The sequence below is a fragment of the Massilia sp. P1_C10 genome (assembly GCF_056406475.1).
Map to the genome: position 1 here is coordinate 298,613 of NZ_JBFUAC010000004.1, position 14,390 is coordinate 313,002.

Consider the following 14,390-nt stretch of genomic DNA (forward strand, 5'->3'; position numbering starts at 1 on the left):
CAAGTAAGCTTTACATCTATTTTCGCGTGCTGGTATCGACTACAATTCGGCCCTTCCCACGCTCCGATCGAAAGCCCGCATGGCGCCCAGCACTTCAAAGAATCCCCGCGTCGCCGTGATCGGCGGCGGCCCGGCCGGCCTGATGGCGGCCGAGGTGCTGAGCCAGGCCGGCATTCGCGTCGACCTGTACGACGCAATGCCCTCGGTCGGCCGCAAGTTCCTGCTGGCGGGGAAGGGCGGCATGAACATCACGCATTCGGAAGCTGCGGCGGACTTCGTGCGGCGCTACGGCGCGCGCTCGGAGCAGGTCGGCGCATGGCTGGCGCAATTCGACGCGGCGGCGGTGCGCGAATGGGTCCACGGCCTCGGCATCGACACCTTCATCGGCAGCTCGGGCCGCGTGTTCCCGACCGATATGAAGGCGGCGCCGCTGTTGCGCGCCTGGCTGCACCGCCTGCGCGAAGCCGGCGCGCAGTTTCACATGCGCCATCGCTGGCTGGGATGGCGCGGCGAACAGCTGGTGTTTTCGAGTCCCGACGGCGAGCAGCTTGTCACGGCCGACGCGGTGGTGCTCGCGCTGGGCGGCGCGAGCTGGGCGCGGCTCGGATCGGACGGCGCCTGGGTCCCGCTATTGGAAGAGAAATCGGTTGCGGTCGCGCCGCTGGCGCCGTCCAATTGCGGCTTCGACGTCGACTGGAGCGGGCATTTCAGCAGCCGCCATGCCGGCGACCCGCTGCTGACGGTGGCGATCGAATCGACCGGCGCGGACGGCAAGCCGGTGCGCCGCAAGGGCCAGTTCGTCATCACGGCGACCGGCGTTGAAGGCAGCCTGATTTATGCGCTGTCGGCGCCGCTGCGGGACCAGATCGCGGAGCACGGCAGCACCACGATCTGGCTCGACCTGGCGCCGGATTTCAGCGAGGACCGGGTGCACGACGAAGTGACGCATCCGCGCGGCGCGCGCTCGATGTCGAGCCACCTGCAAAGCCGGCTCGGGATCAAGGGCGTGAAATCAGGCTTGCTGCGCGAGTGCCTGGACAAAGAGGAATTCAGCGATCCGGCGCGGCTGGCGGGGGCGATCAAGCGGCTGCCGGTGGTGTTGAAGCGCGCGCGTCCGATCGACGAGGCGATCAGCAGCGCCGGCGGGATTCGCTTCGATGCGCTGGAACCGGACATGCTTATGATGCGCGCCTTGCCTGGCGTGTTCGTGGCGGGCGAGATGATCGACTGGGAAGCGCCGACCGGCGGCTATTTGCTGACGGCGTGCTTTGCGAGCGGCCGCGCGGCTGCGCGTGGCGTACTCGCCTGGCTCAAGGTTTAAACGCGACTTCGCCGGAACCGTTGCGGCTCACATTGCGCTGCGTCGGGCCGCCGTAGACCACCGCGTCGCCGCTGCCGCGCAGCGTCACTTCCACCGCCTTGAGCGCGGTGACGACGGCGTCGCCCGAACCCATCATCTGCAGGTTGACCTCGTCGGCGCTGAGGTGGCGCGCGATGACGTCGCCCGAGCCGGTCTGCTCGGCCTTGAACAGCCTGGTGGAGCCCACCACGGTCATCCGGCCCGAACCGACCAGCGCGACTTCGACCTTGTCGCTGGCGCCGCCGTTCATTTCCAGCTCGCCGCTGCCGTGGATCTCGGCCTTGACCTCCTTGAAGCGGCCATTGAACTTGACGTTGCCGGAGCCGTCCAGGTTGACCTCGATGCGATCGCCGCTGAAGCCGTTGACGGTGCTGTCACCATTGCCGCGCACCGAAATATCTTCGATCGACGGCAGCACCAGCGTGACCTGCAAGGGCTGGCGATGGTGCAGCAGCATGCCGGTGGTGCCGATGTGCAGGGTGCCGTCGGTGCCGCGCGTGGTGTCGATGTTGCCGAGCAGGCGCTGTTCGCCGCGTACGACCAGCGAGGGCACGGCGCCCTGGCGCAGGGTCAGGTCGATCGGTCCGCTCAGGTCGATGCCGCGGACGTCGCCGTTGATCGCGCGCGTTTCGCTTTGCACGGCCCGGCCTGCGCCGCTCGACGGATTGCTGATTCCCTGGGCCCTCAGCATGCTGTAGGACAGGCCGATCAACAGGAAGGCCAGCACCAGCAGGCTGAATCCGACTTTCATTAATGCGCGCATGGGTGTCTCCGGTGCTGTCAGCTGCCCTTGAGCAGCGAGAAATTCATTTGAACGTAACGCTTGATGCCGATGAAGGTGTACTTCGTCACGACGAGGCTAAGCAGGAACAGGATGATGGCGCCTACCACCATCGACAGGCCGAAGAAGGTCTGGGTGGTGCGCGAGCCGGCGTCCATGTCGGTGGAGATGCGGATGCCGCCGCCGGCTACTTCCTCGGCGCGCTTGACGACGTCCCGGGACGCCTCCCCGTCGCTGTCGTCGGCGGCGTGCGCCTGCGGCAGCGGATCCGGCGCCTTTTCCTGGAACACGCGGATGCCGGTGTCGCCGATCGTCACCTTGGTCTGGGCGTCGCCCATGTCCTTGCCGCGGATGAGGAAGTGGCGCAGCGGGCCGTCGAGCACCAGCTCGTTGGCGCCGGACAGGCCGCTCGCGGTAATCGCGATGCCGCCGATGTAAAACGCGAACGAGGCGGCGTACATCGAGGCCAGCAGCGAAGCGTAGACCGCGGCCGGCACGATCATGAAGAGGTTGAAGATCGCCAGCCCGAGTCCCGATACGATCAGGCGCAGCAGGTTGGCCGGGTTGCGCTTTTGTTCGAATGCGGACAGGTGCGAGCTGGCGCGCAAGGTCATCGCGATTTTTTTCGGGTCGTCGAGCTCCTGCGCGATGTCCTGCTCGGTGCGGCCGACCGAGACGCCGTCGACGAAGCGCTGTTCGTAATACGCCAGCGTCTTGGCCTGCAGCTCCGGCGCCAGGCCGGTCATGGCACGCTTTAGCGCGTCGAGAAATTCCAGTTTGCCCATTTCAATTTCCGTGTGGTGCTACAAATGCAATGTAGGCTGCCGTCTTCGTGCCGCCGACCAGTTCCGGCTTGACAATCACAACTGTGCTTGCGGCAACGATTGCCAGCAGCGCCAGGGTGCGAATTCCAAGTTGCAGATTCATGATGGGGGCCGGAGAAACAGCGGTTGTCGATGGTGCTACTGTACCGACCGCGCCCATGCGATACCACCGGCATGCGACAGGCTGCAAGATTCGCGGGGTGGGCGACCATATACCGGGATAATTGCGTGCGGCGGTGACCAGCGCGGCTCATCGGAGAGCACGCGCTGCCGCGACGCCGCTGCGCACGGCAGTTTCCAATGTTGCCGGATAGTCACTGGCGGTGTAGTCGCCGGCCAGCACCAGGCCGGGTAATCCGGTCTGCGTCGACAGCCGCTGAAGGCCGGGCGTGCAGGAAAACGTTGCGCGCTTTTCGGTGATCACCTGGGTCCATTGCGGGTTGGACAAGCCGAATACCGCTGTCATTTGCTGGGCAATCGCCTGCGCCAGCACGGCCTGGTCGAGCGCCGCCGCGTCGAGCGAGGCGCTGACCACCACCGACAGCAGGCCCGCCTGGCCGGCGTCGAGCTGGCCACGGTCGAACACGAACTGGCCCCAGTGGCCGGATTCGGGATCGTCGATCAGCGCGCAGAACGGCAGGTCCAGTTTTACTTCCTGTCCGTACTGGAGGTAGCAGGTGGTGATCGGCTCATAGTCGAACGCCGACAGCTGTGGCGCCAGCGCGGGCACCAGGGCTGCTGCGGCGGGCGGCGCCGCCGCCAGAACCACGGCATCGAAGCGCTCGCTGCTGGCGCCGCCGACCGCGGCGCCGGTCGCGTCCACCCGCCAGCCACCGTCGTGCCCAGAGATCGCGCCGACTTTTGCGCCGCAGCGGACCACGCCGCCGTGCTGTTCGACGAAGCGTGCGGCCGCGCGCGGGAACAAGGTTTGCAGGTCGAGTCGCGGCAGCAGCATGTCCGACGCCGCGCGCCGCGCGCCCAGGCTGTCGCGCAGCACGGCAAGGAAGACGCGGGCCGAGGCGCGCTCGGGTGGCGTGTTGAGCGCGGCGAGGCACAGCGGGCGCCACATCAGCCGGATCAGCCGCGGGGTCTGGTCAAAGCGCTCCAACAATTCAGTGACGCTGCAATCGACGTTCAGCTGCCAGCCCATCCAGCGCGCGGTGGACGAGAAGCGCGCCAGCGCCATCTTGTCGGCGAAGGCGAGGCCTTTTGCCCGCAGCAGCGCCACCGCCATGTGCCATGGCGCGGGGACGCGCGGCGCAACGAAATCCATGCCGCCGCTGGCCGGCGGGTAGCGCATTTGCAGTGGGAGGTTCAGCAGCGCGGACTTCGGATCGACGCCTACCCGGTTCAGCAGCCGCAGCGTGTCGTGGTAGGCGCCGAGCAGGATGTGCTGGCCGTTGTCGAGCATCCGTCCATGCAGTTCGACCGCGCGGGCGCGTCCGCCGAGGGTGCGCGCGGCCTCGAACAGCGTGACGGCGCAGCCGGCGCCGGCCAGCTCCACCGCCGCCGCGCAGCCCGCCCAGCCGCCGCCGACGACGGCGACGCGTTTGCCCTTGTCAGCCACGGATGTAGGTTTTCCACGCCAGCCAGAGCTTGCGCAGCGGTGTCAGCGAAGTGCGCTGGGCCAGCACCTTGAAATCGTCGCGCTCGATCTCGTCGAGCACCGCGCGGTAGATCGCGGCCATCATCAGGCCGGGACGCTGGGCGCGCCGGTCTTCATTGGGCAGCAGCGCGAACGCTTCGTCGTAGGTCGCCTGCGCGCGCTCCGACTGGAACTTCATCAGCGCTTCAAACTTGTCGCTGTGGCGCGCGTTGAGCAGGTCGGCCGCGGTCACGCCGAACTGCTGCAGTTCGCTGATCGGAAGATAGATGCGGCCCTTGCGCGCGTCTTCGCCGACGTCGCGGATGATGTTCGTCAGCTGGAACGCGAGGCCGAGCCTCTCGGCGTATTCCAGCGTGCGCGGATTGGTCACGCCGAAGATGCTGGCCGACAGGATGCCAACCACGCTGGCCACGTGCCAGCAGTATTTTTTGAGGGCGGGGTAGTCGAGGTAGCGCGACTGGTTCAGGTCCATCTCCATGCCGTCGATGATGGCCTGGATGTGCTGCTCCTGCAGGTTGTAGGTCGACAGGTGCGGCTGCAGCGCCAGCATCACCGGATGGGTGCCGCCGCCTTTGTACATCGCCGACACTTCGGTGCGCCACCAGGCCAGCTTGATGCGCGCGATCGATTCGTCGGTGCACTCGTCCACCGTGTCGTCGACTTCCCGGCAGAACGCGTACAGCGCGGTGATGGCGCGGCGCCGTTCGACAGGGAGGAACAGGAAACTGTAGTAGAAACTGGAGCCGCTCTGGACGGTTTTTTGTTGGCAGTATTCGTCGGGGGACATGGATAAAAGTGCAATGATTGGCGAATCGAAGCCGCTATTCTATAGGTCCGGCGGGCAATGCGGGCTGTGCGGCCATGGTTTTTTGCTACCGAGCGGTCAGCGCATCCACATCGCGCGCCACCCGAGGATCAGCCAGTCGAGCGGGCCGAGTTTCGGCCGGCGCGTAAAGACGTCGTAATCGACGCGCTCGATGGCGTCGAGGATGCGCAGGCCGCCTTGCACCACCAGCCGCAGTTCCCAGCCGATGCGGCCCGGCAGGCGCAGCGCCAGCGGGGCGCCGGACAGCATCAGCGCGCGCGCCCGCGCCACTTCGAACGCCATCAGTTCGCGAAAGCGGGCATCGGCGCGCCACTCGGCCAGCTTTTCGTGATCGACGCCGAAACGCGCCAGGTCATCGAGCGGGATGTAGATGCGGTCCTTTTCGCGGTCGATGGCGACATCCTGCAAGAAGTTGATGAGTTGTAAGGAAGAGCAGATGGCGTCGGATTGACGTACATTATGCGCATCGGCTGCGCCGTACAGGGTCAGCATCAGCAGGCCGACCGGGTTGGCCGATCGCCGGCAATAGTCGAGAAGGGCGTCGAAATCGGGGTAGCGCCGCACGGCGACGTCCTGCTTGAAGGCCGACAGCAAGTCGCGAAACGGCTGCAGCGGCAGCTGGTACTGGACAATCACGGCGGCCAGGCGCGCAAACATGGGGTCGTCGGCCGGCTCGCCACGGGCGATTGCGTCAAGCGCCTGCTCGTAGCGCGCAAGCGCGACCAGCCGTTCGGCCGGCGCGGCGTCGCCCTCATCGGCGAGGTCGTCGGCGCTGCGGGCGAACGCGTAGATCGCCTCGACCGCCGGGACCAGCCGTTTCGGCAGCAGAAACGACGCAACCGGGAAATTTTCGTAGTGATCGACGGGCATGAATGTTAAATGACGCGAAAGTCATTTGGAGTGTGATAACGGTTATAATATTTCATTATAGAAAGCTTGTCGCAGCTGCCGCATAATAAAGGAAATAATCGTGTCCGCTTCCAGATTCTCGCTCCGGGGCTTCGCCCTCGTTGTTAGTGCGTGCCTGTTGTCCGCCTGTTCCAAAGCACCCGACAAGACCGAAGAAATCCGCCCAGTGCGGACCATGACGCTGGCCGCCGGCAATGTCGGCGTCAACGCCGAGTTCTCGGGCGAGGTCAAGCCGCGCTTCGAGTCGCGGCTCGGTTTCCGTGTCGGCGGCAAGATCACGGCGCGCAAGGTGGACGTCGGCAGCGTGGTCAAGCGCGGCACGGTGCTGATGCAGCTCGATCCGCAGGACCTGAAACTGTCGGCGGCGCAGGGCCTGGCCAACCTGCGCGCGGCCGAAACCAGCCGCGACCTCGCGCGCGCCGAGATGAAACGCTACCAGGAACTGCGCAGCAAGAACTTCGTCAGCGAGGCGGTGATCGACGCGAAGGTGTCGGCGTACAAGGCGGCGCAGGCCAGCGTCGACGCGGCGCAGGCGGGCTACCGCGGCCAGTCGAACCAGGCCGGCTACGCCACGCTGGTGTCCGACATCGATGGGGTGGTGACGGCGATCGACGCCGAAGTCGGCCAGGTGGTCACGCCCGGCGCGCCGGTGGTGCGGGTGGCGCGGCTGGACGAAAAGGAAATCGTCATCGGCGTCCCCGAAGACAAGGTCGACACCTTGCGCAAGGTGTCCGACGTGACGGTGCGCCTGTGGGCCAATCCGGGCGCGGTCATTCCCGGCAAGGTGCGTGAAGTGTCGCCGGTGGCCGATCCGGCCACGCGCACCTACCAGATCAAGGTGTCGATTCCGGCGGCCGCGAAAGACGTCAAGCTGGGCATGACGGCGCAGGTGCAGTTCTCGTCGAGCACCGCGACGCCCCGCATCGTCGTGCCTTTGAGCGCGCTGGTGCAGGAGAAGGGCGTCACGTCGGTGTGGGTGGTCGAAAACGGCGCGGTGCGCATGGCGCCGGTGCAAATCGGCGGCGTCACCGGCAACGACATCGTCCTGGTGTCGGGCGCCGCGCCCGGCCAGGTGGTGGTGACCGCGGGCGCCAACCTGCTCAAGGCCGGCCAGAAAGTCAAGCTGATGCCCGCCGAGGGCGCGAAATGAAAGGCTTCAATCTCTCGCGCTGGGCGCTCGAGCACATTCCGCTGACCCGCTACCTGATCGCCGCGCTGCTGATCGGCGGGATCGTCAGCTACGCCAGCCTGGGCCAGGACGAGGATCCGCCGTTCACCTTCCGGAACATGATCGTGCGCGCCGTGTGGCCGGGCGCCACGGCGGTGCAGATGGCCGAGCAGGTCACGGACAAGCTTGAACGCAAACTGCAGGAAACGCCGTACATCGACAAGATCAAGAGCTACTCCAAGCCGGGCGAGACGCTGATCATCCTGCAGCTGCGCGAGTCGACGCCGCCGAAAGAGACCGCGGCCTCGTGGTACCAGGTGCGCAAGAAGCTGGGCGACATCGCCGGCACTTTGCCCGCAGGCGTGCGCGGGCCGTTCTTCAACGACGAATTCGGCGATACCTACGGTTCGATCGTCGCGCTGTCGGGCGAGGGCTTCAGCTATAAGGAAGTAAAGGATTACGCCGACTTCGTGCGCCAGCAGCTGTTGCGGGTGCCGCTGGTGGCCAAGGTCGAACAGTTCGGCGTGCAGGAAGAGAGGATCAATATCCTGCTGTCGCACAAAAAGTTCGCCCAGTTAGGGTTGCCGTTCGATGCGATCGTCAGCCAGATCGCGACCCAGAATGCGGTGGAGTCGACCGGCGTGCTGGTGACGCCGACCGACAACCTGCAGGTGCGCGTCACCGGCGCGCTGAAAACGGTCAAAGAGCTGGAAGACCTGGAGCTGCGCGCCGGCGCCTCCAGCGTGAGGCTCGGCGACATCGCCACCATCAAGCGCGAATACCAGGATCCGCCGCAGGACAAGATGCGCTTCAACGGCCAGGAAGTGATCGGGCTCGGCGTGTCGATGGAGAAGGGCGGGAACATCATCGACATGGGCAAGGGCCTCGACGCGACGCTGGCGCGGATCAAGTCGCAGCTGCCGGTCGGGATCGAGCTGCACCGCGTGTCGAACCAGCCGCGCGCGGTCACCGAGTCGGTCAGCGAATTCATACATACGCTGATCGAGGCGGTGCTGATCGTGCTGGCGGTGAGCTTCGTCGCGCTCGGCCTGCACACCAAGCCGCTGCGCCTCGACGTGCGCCCCGGCCTGGTGGTGGCGCTGACCATCCCCCTGGTGCTGGCGATCACCTTCCTGTTCATGAACGTGCTGTCGATCGACCTGCACAAAATTTCCCTCGGCGCCCTGATCATCGCGCTCGGCCTGCTGGTCGACGACGCCATCATCGCGGTCGAGATGATGGTGCGGAAAATGGAGGAGGGCCTGTCGCGCTTCGAGGCGGCGACCTTTGCCTTCACGTCGACCGCGATGCCGATGCTGACCGGGACCCTGATCACCGCAGCTGGATTCCTGCCGATCGGGCTGGCCAAGTCGGCCGCCGGCGAGTACACCTTCACGATGTTCTCGGTGAACGCGATCGCGCTGCTGGTGTCGTGGGTGGCCGCGGTGATGTTCACGCCCTACATCGGTTTTTTGCTGCTGAAGGTGAAGCCGCATTCGCACGGCGAGAGCGAGCATGACGTCTTCGATACCGAGAATTACCGCCGGTTCCGGCGCCTGGTGGGCCGCTGCGTCGAGTGGCGCAAGAGCACCATCGCGTTGACCTTGCTGGTGTTCGCGCTGGGCGTGTTCGGCTTTAACTTCATCGAGAAGCAGTTCTTCCCCGATTCGAGCCGGCGCGAGCTGATGGTCGAGATGTGGCTGCCGGAAGGCGCGGCATTCCAGGCCAATGAGGCGCAGGCGAAGAAGTTCGAGGCCTTCATTCGCAAGCAGCCGGGCGTGGAAAGCGTGACCAGTTATGTGGGCACGGGCAGCCCGCGCTTCTACCTGCCGCTGGACCAGATTTTCCCGCAGACGAACGTGTCGCAGATCGTGGTGCTGCCGACCGACCTGGCGGCGCGCGAGACGCTGCGCAAGAAGATCGTCGAAGTGTTCAAGACCGATTTCCCGGAAGTGCGCGGGCGCGTGAAGCTGCTGCCGAACGGACCGCCGGTGCCGTATCCGGTGCAGTTCCTGGTGGCCGGACCGGAAGTGGCGACCGTGCGCAAGCTGGCCGACCAGGTCAAGGACATCATGCGCGCCAATCCGAATGCGATAGGCGTCAACGACAACTGGAACGAATCGGTGAAGGTGCTGCGGCTGGAACTGGACCAGGACAAGCTGCGCGCGCTGGGCGTGTCGTCGCAAAGCGTGATGCGCACGGCGAACACGATCCTGTCCGGCACGCCGATCGGCCAGTTCCGCGAAGAGAACCGGCTGATCGACATCGTGGTGCGGGCGCCGCTGGACGAGCGCGCGACGATGGAGCTGCTGAACGATTCGACCATCGCGACGGCGTCCGGCAAGACCATCACGATTTCGCAGATTGCCCGCCCGCGCTTCGTCTGGGAGCCGGGCGTGGTGTGGCGCGAAGGGCGCGAATGGGCGATCACGGTGCAGTCGGACGTGGTGGACGGCATCCAGGGCCCGACCGTTTCGGCCCAGGTCGGCGAGAAGCTGACGGGCCTGCGCGCCAGCCTGCCGCCGGGTTACACCATCAAGCTGGCCGGCGCCGCGGCCGACAGCAAGGCCGCCGAAGCGTCGATCACGGCCAATGTGCCGCTGGTGCTGTTCATTGTGTTTACCCTGCTGATGCTTCAGCTGCACAGCTTCTCGCGCGCGGTGATGGTGTTCCTGACCGGGCCGCTGGGCATTGCCGGCGCCGCGATGGCGCTGCTGATATTGCACCGTCCGTTCGGCTTTGTCGCCAATCTCGGCGTGATCGCGCTGTTCGGCATGATCATCCGGAATTCGGTGATCCTGGTCGACCAGATCGAGAAGGACATCGCCAGCGGCGCCGAGGCGTGGGACGCGATCGTCGAAGCGGCGGTGCGGCGCTGCCGGCCGATCATCCTCACGGCGGCCGCGGCGGCGCTGGCGATGATCCCGCTGTCGCGCTCCGTGTTCTGGGGGCCGATGGCGGTGGCGATCATGGGCGGGCTCGTGGTGGCGACGGCGCTGACCTTGCTGTTCCTGCCGGCGCTGTACGCGGCCTGGTTCCGCGTCAAGAAGCCGACGCGCTAAACGCCTGTCGTTCCTGCGCAGGCAGGAACCCATGCCGAGTAACTCAAGCTCAGTATAGGTTCCTGCCTGCGCAGGAACGACACCCTCGAAAAAAGCCCTGTCGTGTCAGAAAATACAGTAAAATACCGGGTTGAAGTTGTAGCCCCTAACCAAGGCAGTGCAGGGCGGCCGGTTTCATCGTCGGGCGCCCTTTGTATTTTCCGGCAGCTGGTAACGGCCGGCTGACCAGGTGCATCCGGTACAATCCGGCTGCGATCCCGCGAGGATGGCGAAATTGGTAGACGCACCAGGTTTAGGTCCTGACGCCAGCAATGGTGTGGGGGTTCGAGTCCCCCTCCTCGCACCACGAATGATATTGACACTTTTTTTGGACGATTTTTACAATGGCAACTGCAGTCGAAACCCTGGGTAAACTCGAGCGTCGCATGACGATCTCTTTTCCGCTGGCTGACGTCCGTACGGAAGTTGAAAAGCGCTTGAAGCAGCAGGCCAAAACGGCCAAGGCGCCGGGCTTCCGCCCAGGCAAGGTGCCGCTGAAGATGGTCGCGGCCCAATACGGCTACCAGATCGAATCCGACGTGCTGAACGACAAAGTCGGCCGCGCCTTTAACCAGGCCGCCAACGAGAACGAACTGCGCGTTGCCGGTTTCCCGAAAATCGAGCCAAAAGAAGACAGCGCCGACGGCGTGCTGAGCTTTGACGCGACCTTCGAAGTCTATCCGGACGTGGTCGTCGGCGACCTGTCGCAAGTCGAAATCGAGACCGTCAAGGCCGACGTGTCGGACGCCGAGATCGACAAGACCATCGACATCCTGCGCAAGCAGCGCGTGCACTATCACACCAAGGGCGAAGCCGGCGAACACGGCGACGGCGGCGAGCCAGTCGCCGCCAAGGGCGACCGGGTCACCGTCGACTTCGTCGGCGTCATCGACGGCGTCGAATTCCCGGGCGGCAAAGCCGAAGACTACGCATTCGTGCTCGGCGAAGGCCGCATGCTGCCGGAATTCGAAGCGGCGACCGTCGGCCTCAAAGTAGGCGAGTCGAAGACCTTCGACCTGGCCTTCCCGGCGGACTACCATGGCAAGGACGTGGCCGGCAAGACCGCCCAGTTCACGATCACCCTGAAGGCGCTCGAATGGGCCCACCTGCCGGAAGTCGATGCTGAATTCGCCAAGTCGCTGGGCATCGAAGACGGCGACGCCGCCAAGATGCGCGCCGACATCAAGACCAACCTCGAGCGCGAAGTCGCCGGCCGCGTCAAGGCCCGCAACAAGGAAGCCGTGATGGACGCCCTGGTCAAGGTCACCGACATGGAAGTGCCGAAAGTCATGATCGCCCAGGATACCGAGCGCCTGGCCGAAATGACCCGCCAGGACATGGCGCAGCGCGGCATGGACGTCAAGAATATGCCATTCCCGCCGGAACTGTTCGCCGAAAAGGCAGAGCGCCGCGTGCGCCTCGGCCTGATCCTGTCGAGCCTGGTCGCGGAGAACAAGCTGCAAGCGACGCAAGAGCAGGTCAAGGCCCAGATCGAAGATTTTGCGCAGAGCTACGAAGATCCGAAGGAAGTGCTGAAGTACTACTACAGCGATCGTCGCCGCCTGGCCGAAGTCGAAGCCCTTGTATTGGAAGAAAACGTCGTCAACTACGTGCTGGGCAAGGCGAAAGTCACGGCCAAGGACGTCGCTTTCGACGAATTGATGGGCAGCAACGCACAAGCTTAAACTTGCTTTAAGCTTCTGTCAGACAACGAGGAAAGATTAGCCATGAATCACAATCCGGCATTGGACACACAAGCACTCGGCCTGGTGCCGATGGTCGTCGAGCAGAGTGGGCGCGGCGAGCGCGCCTACGACATTTACTCGCGCCTGCTGAAGGAACGCGTGATTTTCCTGGTGGGCCCGGTCAATGACCAGATGGCGAACCTGATCGTGGCGCAGCTGCTGTTCCTGGAGAGCGAGAATCCCGACAAGGACATCTCGCTGTACATCAACTCGCCTGGCGGCTCGGTGTCGGCCGGACTGGCGATCTTCGATACCATGAACTTCATCAAGCCCGACGTCTCGACGCTGTGCACCGGCATGGCCGCCTCGATGGGCGCGTTCCTGCTGGCCGCCGGCGCCAAGGGCAAGCGTTTCTCGTTGCCGAACTCGCGCATCATGATTCACCAGCCGTCGGGCGGCTCGCAAGGGCAGGCCTCGGACATCGAAATCCAGGCCAAGGAAATCCTGTACCTGCGCGAGCGCCTGAACAAGATCCTCGCCGACCGCACCGGCAAGACGATGGAACAGATCCACAAGGATACCGACCGCGATCGTTTCATGTCCGGCGAAGAAGCCGCCGACTATGGCCTGATCGACAAGGTATTGACCAGCCGAGCATGATGCACGCCGGGGTCAGGCTTCTGGTCGGGCCCCGGGTGGTGTTGCTGAAAACGCCCGAGCGCTTCAACGTTCGGGCGTTTCGTTTTTATTTCGGGTAGCATGGCGTTTATCGGCACCTTGTTGCGCTCCCGTATTAGCGTTATATTCACAGCAATCTTTTAGAAATCTGCCCCATGTCAGACAAAAAATCCTCCAGCGGCGAAAAACTCCTGTACTGCTCGTTCTGCGGCAAGAGCCAGCACGAGGTGAAAAAGCTCATCGCCGGCCCGTCCGTGTTCATTTGCGACGAGTGCATCGATTTGTGCAACGACATCATCCGCGACGAGACCACCAGCGTCGAGGCGGTCACGGGCGCCAAGTCCGACCTGCCGACCCCGCACGAGATCGCCGAGTTGCTCGACCAGTACGTGATCGGCCAGCAGACTGCCAAGCGCATCCTGTCGGTGGCGGTCTACAACCATTACAAGCGCCTCAAGCACCTGGGCAAGAAGGATGACGTCGAGCTGGCCAAGTCGAACATCCTGCTGGTGGGCCCGACCGGCTCCGGCAAGACCCTGCTGGCCCAGACCCTGGCGCGCATGCTCAACGTGCCGTTCGTGATCGCCGACGCGACCACGCTGACCGAAGCCGGCTATGTCGGCGAGGACGTCGAGAACATCATCCAGAAGCTGCTGCAAAGCTGCAACTACGAAGTCGAGAAGGCCCAGCGCGGCATCGTCTACATCGACGAGATCGACAAGATTTCGCGCAAGTCGGACAATCCGTCGATCACCCGCGACGTGTCGGGCGAGGGCGTGCAGCAGGCGCTGCTCAAGCTGATCGAAGGCACGATGGCGTCGGTGCCGCCGCAGGGCGGGCGCAAGCATCCGAACCAGGACTTCGTCCAGATCGACACGACCAACATCATGTTCATCTGCGGCGGCGCTTTCGACGGCCTGGTCAAGATCATCCAGAACCGTTCGGAAAAGAGCGGCATCGGCTTTTCGGCCAGCGTCAAGAGCCAGACCCAGCGCGCCAACAGCGAAATCCTGCTCGAAGCCGAGCCCGAAGACCTGATCAAGTTCGGCCTGATTCCGGAACTGGTCGGCCGCCTGCCGGTGGTCGCCACGCTGAACGAATTGACCGAAGACGCGCTGATCCAGATTCTGGTCGAGCCGAAAAACGCGCTGATCAAGCAATATTCCAAATTGCTGGAAATGGAAGGCGCCGAGCTGGAAATTCGCCCGGCCGCGATGCACGCAATTGCTCGAAAAGCATTGGCGCGCAAGACCGGCGCGCGCGGTTTGCGTTCGATCCTGGAACACGCTTTGCTCGATGTAATGTACGAATTGCCGAATCAGCAAAACGTCATCAAGGTCGTGATTGATGAAAATACGATCACGAACGGTGCAAAACCTTTACTGATTTACAGCGAACCGGCCAAAGTATCGGGCGAAAACTGAAATTTCCCCGCACAAAAGCGACAAAATC

12 protein-coding genes and 1 tRNA gene are annotated in these 14,390 nt (G+C 64.3%); 7 read left to right on the top strand and 6 right to left on the bottom strand.

Annotated elements, in window-relative coordinates; genetic code table 11:
• Window positions 1-79 precede the first annotated feature (79 nt).
• A complete protein-coding gene (locus AC1D02_RS11420) occupies window positions 80-1,321 on the top strand; it encodes a TIGR03862 family flavoprotein (RefSeq protein ID WP_477316818.1) in 1,242 nt (413 codons plus the stop codon).
• On the opposite strand, the gene AC1D02_RS11425 is transcribed toward AC1D02_RS11420, so the two are convergent.
• From AC1D02_RS11425 to hpnC, 6 genes are all read right to left on the bottom strand, one after another.
• Window positions 1,311-2,123, bottom strand: a complete 813-nt coding sequence (locus tag AC1D02_RS11425) for a GIN domain-containing protein (RefSeq protein WP_477316820.1) — start codon at window positions 2,121-2,123, stop codon at window positions 1,311-1,313. The two genes, AC1D02_RS11420 and AC1D02_RS11425, sit on opposite strands and share 11 nt — an antisense overlap.
• Window positions 2,124-2,140: 17 nt before the next feature.
• Entirely contained in the window at window positions 2,141-2,926 is a 786-nt protein-coding gene (locus tag AC1D02_RS11430; protein ID WP_477316822.1) for a DUF1700 domain-containing protein, read from the bottom strand.
• A 1-nt stretch (window position 2,927) separates the two neighbouring features.
• On the bottom strand, window positions 2,928-3,068 hold the full coding sequence (locus tag AC1D02_RS11435; protein ID WP_477316824.1) for a hypothetical protein: 141 nt from the start codon (window positions 3,066-3,068) through the stop codon (window positions 2,928-2,930).
• A gap of 147 nt (window positions 3,069-3,215) precedes the next feature.
• Entirely contained in the window at window positions 3,216-4,532 is a 1,317-nt protein-coding gene (gene hpnE / locus AC1D02_RS11440; protein WP_477316826.1) for a hydroxysqualene dehydroxylase HpnE, read from the bottom strand.
• The gene (hpnD, locus tag AC1D02_RS11445) at window positions 4,525-5,358 is read right to left on the bottom strand and encodes a presqualene diphosphate synthase HpnD (protein ID WP_477316828.1); all 834 of its coding nucleotides are present in this window, start codon (window positions 5,356-5,358) and stop codon (window positions 4,525-4,527) included. Before hpnD ends, hpnE begins: the two co-directional genes overlap by 8 nt.
• A gap of 96 nt (window positions 5,359-5,454) precedes the next feature.
• Entirely contained in the window at window positions 5,455-6,267 is an 813-nt protein-coding gene (gene hpnC, locus AC1D02_RS11450) for a squalene synthase HpnC (RefSeq protein ID WP_477316830.1), read from the bottom strand.
• 100 nt (window positions 6,268-6,367) lie between these two features.
• Here hpnC and AC1D02_RS11455 point away from each other — a divergent pair, with 100 nt between their 5' ends.
• The 6 genes from AC1D02_RS11455 (at window position 6,368) to clpX (ending at window position 14,362) form a co-directional block, all read left to right on the top strand.
• On the top strand, window positions 6,368-7,456 hold the full coding sequence (locus tag AC1D02_RS11455; RefSeq protein WP_477316832.1) for an efflux RND transporter periplasmic adaptor subunit: 1,089 nt from the start codon (window positions 6,368-6,370) through the stop codon (window positions 7,454-7,456).
• Window positions 7,453-10,536 (top strand): efflux RND transporter permease subunit, encoded by a 3,084-nt coding sequence (locus tag AC1D02_RS11460; RefSeq protein ID WP_477316834.1) that lies wholly within the window; start codon window positions 7,453-7,455, stop codon window positions 10,534-10,536. Before AC1D02_RS11455 ends, AC1D02_RS11460 begins: the two co-directional genes overlap by 4 nt.
• Window positions 10,537-10,795: 259 nt before the next feature.
• A tRNA-Leu gene (locus AC1D02_RS11465) sits at window positions 10,796-10,882 on the top strand.
• Between the two features lie 37 nt (window positions 10,883-10,919).
• Window positions 10,920-12,260, top strand: coding sequence for a trigger factor (gene tig, locus AC1D02_RS11470; RefSeq protein WP_477316836.1), 1,341 nt, complete (start codon window positions 10,920-10,922; stop codon window positions 12,258-12,260).
• 42 nt (window positions 12,261-12,302) lie between these two features.
• Complete coding sequence (gene clpP / locus AC1D02_RS11475) at window positions 12,303-12,920, top strand: ATP-dependent Clp endopeptidase proteolytic subunit ClpP (RefSeq protein ID WP_305511116.1); 618 nt, start codon at window positions 12,303-12,305, stop codon at window positions 12,918-12,920.
• A gap of 173 nt (window positions 12,921-13,093) precedes the next feature.
• Window positions 13,094-14,362 carry an ATP-dependent Clp protease ATP-binding subunit ClpX gene (gene clpX, locus AC1D02_RS11480; protein ID WP_477316839.1) on the top strand — a complete coding sequence of 423 codons (1,269 nt, stop codon included), beginning with the start codon at window positions 13,094-13,096 and terminating at the stop codon, window positions 14,360-14,362.
• The last annotated feature ends 28 nt before the right edge of the window (window positions 14,363-14,390 follow it).

Excerpts from the sequence above, each read along its gene's own strand:
- AC1D02_RS11420 (WP_477316818.1), top strand. The coding sequence starts at position 80 with ATGGCGCCCAGCACTTCAAAGAATCCCCGCGTCGCCGTGATCGGCGGC.
- AC1D02_RS11425 (WP_477316820.1), bottom strand. The coding sequence starts at position 2,123 with ATGCGCGCATTAATGAAAGTCGGATTCAGCCTGCTGGTGCTGGCCTTC.
- AC1D02_RS11430 (WP_477316822.1), bottom strand. The coding sequence starts at position 2,926 with ATGGGCAAACTGGAATTTCTCGACGCGCTAAAGCGTGCCATGACCGGC.
- AC1D02_RS11435 (WP_477316824.1), bottom strand. The coding sequence starts at position 3,068 with ATGAATCTGCAACTTGGAATTCGCACCCTGGCGCTGCTGGCAATCGTT.
- hpnD (WP_477316828.1), bottom strand. The coding sequence starts at position 5,358 with ATGTCCCCCGACGAATACTGCCAACAAAAAACCGTCCAGAGCGGCTCC.
- hpnC (WP_477316830.1), bottom strand. The coding sequence starts at position 6,267 with ATGCCCGTCGATCACTACGAAAATTTCCCGGTTGCGTCGTTTCTGCTG.
- AC1D02_RS11460 (WP_477316834.1), top strand. The coding sequence starts at position 7,453 with ATGAAAGGCTTCAATCTCTCGCGCTGGGCGCTCGAGCACATTCCGCTG.
- tig (WP_477316836.1), top strand. The coding sequence starts at position 10,920 with ATGGCAACTGCAGTCGAAACCCTGGGTAAACTCGAGCGTCGCATGACG.
- clpP (WP_305511116.1), top strand. The coding sequence starts at position 12,303 with ATGAATCACAATCCGGCATTGGACACACAAGCACTCGGCCTGGTGCCG.
- clpX (WP_477316839.1), top strand. The coding sequence starts at position 13,094 with ATGTCAGACAAAAAATCCTCCAGCGGCGAAAAACTCCTGTACTGCTCG.